Source organism: Desulfurellaceae bacterium (assembly GCA_021296095.1).
Taxonomy (GTDB): Bacteria; Desulfobacterota; Binatia; order Bin18; family Bin18; genus JAAXHF01.
This window is the reverse complement of sequence record JAGWBB010000144.1, coordinates 2457-7782: the sequence shown is the minus strand read 5'-3', so window position 1 is coordinate 7782 and position 5326 is coordinate 2457. Positions and strand designations below refer to the sequence as shown.

6 protein-coding genes are annotated in these 5326 nt (G+C 62.4%); all 6 read right to left on the bottom strand.

The window, feature by feature from the left end; all coding sequences use genetic code 11:
- The coding region (locus tag J4F42_21560) for a glutamate mutase L (protein ID MCE2488110.1) at nucleotides 1-221 on the bottom strand (221 nt) is incomplete at its 3' end.
- On the bottom strand, nucleotides 218-538 hold the full coding sequence (locus tag J4F42_21555; protein ID MCE2488109.1) for a hypothetical protein: 321 nt from the start codon (nucleotides 536-538) through the stop codon (nucleotides 218-220). The genes J4F42_21560 and J4F42_21555, both read right to left, overlap by 4 nt.
- Before the next feature lie 519 nt (nucleotides 539-1057).
- The gene (locus tag J4F42_21550; protein MCE2488108.1) at nucleotides 1058-1690 is read right to left on the bottom strand and encodes a hypothetical protein; all 633 of its coding nucleotides are present in this window, start codon (nucleotides 1688-1690) and stop codon (nucleotides 1058-1060) included.
- Nucleotides 1691-2105: 415 nt separating this feature from the next.
- Nucleotides 2106-4232 (bottom strand): catalase/peroxidase HPI, encoded by a 2127-nt coding sequence (gene katG / locus J4F42_21545; protein ID MCE2488107.1) that lies wholly within the window; start codon nucleotides 4230-4232, stop codon nucleotides 2106-2108.
- Between the two features lie 236 nt (nucleotides 4233-4468).
- The gene (locus tag J4F42_21540) at nucleotides 4469-4930 is read right to left on the bottom strand and encodes a nuclear transport factor 2 family protein (protein MCE2488106.1); all 462 of its coding nucleotides are present in this window, start codon (nucleotides 4928-4930) and stop codon (nucleotides 4469-4471) included.
- An 83-nt stretch (nucleotides 4931-5013) separates the two neighbouring features.
- On the bottom strand, nucleotides 5014-5326 hold a 313-nt coding region (locus J4F42_21535), incomplete at its 5' end, for a type II toxin-antitoxin system prevent-host-death family antitoxin (protein MCE2488105.1).

Here is a 5326-nt window from a genome sequence, read left to right as displayed (position 1 = left end):
CGCTCGCCGTCGAGGATCGTCCGGCCGGACAAGTCTTCGACTTCCTGAATGGCGTTCAAGACCCCACGGGTGACATCCTCAAAGGGCGCCTCGACCGTTGTCGGGGCTTCGCCGCGGTGGGTCTGGCGGTATTCCTGGCCGCGTTTCTGGATCAGAATGGCTTTGGTCGTGGTGCTGCCACAGTCGGTGGCCAGAATGACGTTGAGGTCGTGCGGATTCATGCCCGGTGGGAGAGCAAGGCGCTGAGCTGCTCAAGGCTGTCGCGGCGTTCGAGCAGGACGGCCAGGCGTTCCAGCTCGGTGGAGTCGCACACCAGCTCCAGGAACGGACGCAGGCCGTGCAACACCTGGCTGCCGATGAAATTGAGCGGCCCGACGGATTCCAGAAACAGGATGGCCGGCGCCTCCAGGCGTCGCTGGGCGAGGCGTTGCGCGATGTGTTCCAGCAGCGCGCGATCCTCGGCCGTCAGCGGTACGGAACGGGCCGGTAGGGCAAAGGCATGGCTGAGGGCGCGGCGCAGTTTTTCCCGGACAGACACGCGCTTGTATATCTCAGATTTGTTGTGCCGGAGCAATGGCAGGGAGCTGGTATCTCCCTTTGGCAATGTTTGACCCAGACAAACCTCAGCAGCTCTCTCTGACTACGGCCCTCGTGTCGAAAAATCCCCCTCAGTCCCCCTTTTGGCAAAGGGGGAAGCGCGCCAGCACGGGGGGATTTCTGGGGGAAGGGGGGCTGTCTCCAAGGAAGCGATGCAAACCGAGGCATTCGCAATGACTATTCCTGACCTGCATATCTGATACGCTGGAGACACTTTTCCTGGCGCCAACCCTGCTTTCGAGTTTTTGAAAGACCCGGCGGAGGATATCTATACGCTCAGTGATGGGAAGCCTTTCCGTGACCAAGGGTAAAGTTGTTCCAGTTCCCTTTCCCTTCGACGACCTTTCGACAGAAAAGGTCCGGCCTGCCGTCTGTTTGACCGAACCGAACCAGGTGGATCGTCGGTTCGGATCGCGTGTTCTAGAGTGACCTCCCCCGGCAGGGCGACGCTAGAGCATTTTCAGAAATTTCCGATGCGTCTGAATCCCAGGTTACCCGTCCGAAGCAGCCCCTGATGACGGCGCCCAGCCGGCCATGACTCAAGATAGCGTGAAAATGCTCTAATCTGCTTCACGCGCCGCTCAAGCTCTTTGCTGCGACCGATCTTGTAGTGGGCGCCGGATTTGAGAAGGTAGACAAAGCCCTCTGTCAGCGGAGCGGAGGTCTCGTCCTCCTTGAGTTCGGGAAGCAGGGCGATCAGATCGGCGAAGTCGTCGTTCTCGCGCACCCACTTCGCCAGCGCCGCGATAAGCCCGGTCTTGTTCTGGAAGTGATTTGTGAACGTTGTGTGGCCAGGGAAGTCCCGTCGGTTGCGCGAGTACATGCGGATATCGATCTCAGCGGGGATGCGCCCGAAGTGACGGGCAGCCTCGGCATATTTCCGAAGCACCTGCTCGGAAGAGAGCTTGCCCTGCCACTTGTTGGGCTCATATCCCGCTTCTTTAAGGGCGTCGCCCCAACTTCGAAAATAGATGCCGTGCCACTCGGATATGCGGATACCGGTCTCCCTCTCAAAGACTTCCCGTCCCGGCGGCCGACCGTTCTTTTCGGCAATGCGCCTTATATCGTCGATGATCTGCTCTCTTGTCGGCATGATTGGGATTCCGTTTGGTGTGCTATATGAGGTGAGTGCTGCGAATCGGCACTCAGTAATTCAGCCAAGCGCCCATCGGCGTGATACACAACAATCACGCGTTCGGCGATGAGGTCGGCGTCCATGTAGGACACAAGCCGCGCCTCGTCGCTATTCAGGTCAATCTGGATGTTGGAAATTTTGTGCCGCAGGTGGCTCAGTCTGGCGCGAAAGTATGTATGGTAGTTCGCGTACCATACGCGCCCGGCCTCACGACCATGGCGCCGGGAACACCGCCTCCGGCACGGCTCTGTCATCATCCGACAGGCGTGAACCGGAGACGCCGCAATGCTCCACGACGCGGGCAGCCGAGTTGGTCTTGGGGCTGACCATCTCGGCTGCACGGGAGACGGCCGCTGCGGGCGCTTGGCTGGGATCACCCGAGGTCGTAGCGATCAAGGTTCATCACCTTGTCCCACGCGGCCACGAAGTCGCGCACGAACGCCTGCTGCCCGTCGCCACACCCGTAGACCTCCGCGATGGCCCGGAGTTCGGAGTTCGAACCGAACACGAGATCGACCTCGGTGGCCGTCCACTTGACGTTTCCGGTGGCCGCATCCCGACCCTCGAACGTGCCGTCGGACGACGCCCGCCACTGGGTGCCCATGTCCAGCAGGTTGACGAAGAAGTCGTTGGTCAGCGTCCCCGGCCGGTCGGTGAACACGCCGTGTGCGGACTGTCCGGTGTTGGCGTTCAGGGCGCGCAGGCCGCCCACCAGCGCCGTCATCTCGGGAGCTGTCAGCGTCAGCAGGCAGGCCCGCTCCACCAGCTGCTCCGCCGCCGCTGTTCCGTTGCCGCCCTTGACGTAGTTGCGGAAGCCGTCTGCGGCGGGTTCGAGGACGGCGAAGGACTCTACGTCGGTCCACTCCTGCGTCGCGTCGGTGCGGCCCGGGGCGAAGGGCACCTGCACGCTCTGCCCGGCGTCGCGTGCCGCCTGCTCGACGCCCGCGCACCCGGCCAGGACGATCAGGTCGGCGAGGGAGACCCGCTTGCCGCCGGTCTGTGCGGCGTTGAACTCCGCCTGGATCCCCTCCAGCGTTGATAATACGCCCGCCAATGCGGCCGGATCGTTTGCCTCCCAGTCCTTCTGCGGTGCGAGGCGGACGCGCGCCCCGTTGGCGCCACCGCGCTTGTCAGTGCCCCGGAACGACGCCGCCGAAGCCCAGGCTGTCGAGACCAGCTGGGACACGGACAGGCCCGAGGCGAGGACCTTGGCCTTGAGGTCGGCGATGTCCTGCTCGCCGATCAACTCATGGTCGACGTCGGGCACAGGGTCTTGCCACAACTGCGGTTCTTCAGGGACCAGTGGGCCGAGGTAGCGGCTGCTGGGGCCCATGTCGCGGTGGAGCAGCTTGAACCACGCCTTGGCGAAGGCGTCCTCCAGGTCTGCCGGGTTCTCGAGAAAGCGTTTCGAAATCGGTGCATAGACCGGGTCCATCCGCAGCGAGAGGTCTGTTGTGAGCATGAAGGGGGCGTGCTTCTTGGCGGGGTCGTGAGCGTCCGGCACCACGGCCGCTTGGACCGCATTCACGGGCTGGTACTGCGACTTGCCGGCGGGGCTCTGCGTCAGCTCCCACTCGTAGTTGTGCAGGTTCTCCATGAAGTTGTTGTCCCACCGGGTGGGGTTGGTGGTCCAGGCGCCTTCCAGGCCGCTGGTGATCGCGTCGCCGGCCTTGCCGCTGCCGAAGCTGCTTCCCCAGCCCAAGCCCTGCGCCTCTATGCCGGCGCCCTCCGGCTCGGCGCCGACATGGGCCTCAGGGGCGGCGCCATGTGCCTTGCCGAACGTGTGCCCGCCGGCGATGAGCGCAACCGTCTCCTCGTCGTTCATCGCCATGCGGGCGAACGTGGTGCGAATGTACTGCGCCGCGAGATTGGGGTCCGGGTTGCCGTTCGGCCCCTCGGGGTTGACGTAAATCAGGCCCATGTGGTCGGCGCCGAGGGGGCCCTGGAGTTCGCCGTCGGCGTCGTGGCGCTGGTCGTCAAGCCACGTCGTCTCATGCCCCCAGTCGGTCTCGTCCGCCTCCCAGACATCCGGGCGTCCAAAGCCAAACCCAAAGGTCTTGAAGCCCATCGACTCCAGGGCGCAGTTGCCGGCGAAGATGATGAGGTCGGCCCACGAGAGGGTGCGGCCGTACTTCTGCTTGATCGGCCACAGCAGGCGGCGCGCCTTGTCCAGGTTCCCGTTGTCCGGCCAGCTGTTCAGCGGCGCAAAGCGCTGGTGGCCCGAGCCGCCACCGCCCCGGCCGTCGGCGATGCGGTAGGTGCCGGCGGCGTGCCACGTCATGCGGATAAAGAGCGGCCCGTAGTGGCCGTAGTCAGCCGGCCACCAGTCCTGTGAGGTCGTCATCACCCGTTCGATGTCCTGCTTCAACTCCTCGACATCAACGTTCTTGAAGGCCTCGGCGTAGTTGAAATCCTTGCCCATCGGGTCCGACAGGGAAGAGTTTTGACGAAGTGCCTTCAGGCTCAGCTGATTCGGCCACCAGTTTTGGTTTGTAGTCATAGCATCCCTCCTTCTGGCAATCTGCCGACTGTAATGTGACTCTCCAAAAGCGTGACGCGTCACCTGCATTGTAGCCCCAATACATCGCAGCTCCAAACGTGAACCCTTTGGAAGCCTGGTCGTGACGTATGTCTTCGTGACCAGAGCAGAAATCAGGTCGCCGCAGCCTGCATAAGAATCCGAACCCGCACCGGCGCTCCTCCGTCGATGCCCGCCTCCAACTTATGAGACGAGTGCTACGAATCGGCGCTCAGCAATTCAGCCAAGCGCTCGTCGGCGTGATACACCACAATCACGCGTTCGGCGAAGTACCACTCTCCGCCCTCACGGACAAAGCGGTCGTCGTAGCGACCGATTGCCTGGCGCGGGGTGGTTTCGTCTGTGGCGATGAGGTCGGCGTCCATGTAGGACACCACCCGCGCTTCGTCGCCATTCAGGTCAATCTGGACGTTGGAAATTTTGTGCCGCAGGTGGCTCAGCCTGGCCCGAAAGTAGCGATGGTAGTTCGCGTACCATTCGCGCACGGCCTCACGACCGTTATACCCATCGTTGTCTTCAAGGCTGACCGCTAAGCGCCCGTTGGGGTGAAAGAGCGCGGCCACGTCATCCGCGCTGCCGCGATCAACCGCATGACAATACCGATCAATCACCCGGCGGATTGCGGCTTCGTCCATGACTCGACGCATTTCATCACTCATTGTCTTGCCTCCTTCGTGCGGTGTTTTCTTCCTCTGCGCCTCACCCAATCTCAGCCACAGCATGACGTGCGTATCGAGCAGAATCACCTGGCGCCGTCCCAGGTCTTGCCGGTCTCGGCTTCCCACTCCACATCCAGCGGCTCGATGATGTCACCAAGGAGTTCGATTCTTCCTCTGTCGATGCCAAACAGGCTCTTTGGTTTCTCCCGGTACGGCACGAGCCGCGAAACCGGACGGCCGTTTTTGGTGATGACAACCTCCTTGCCGCTGGCCGCCACCTCGTCCATCAGCTTCAGACACTTCGCCTTGAACTCGGACGCCTTAATTGTCCGGCTGCCACCGATTCTGTCCTTAGTCATTCCCTCAAATCCCGTCCTTTTCGTTATTCTCCGTCTC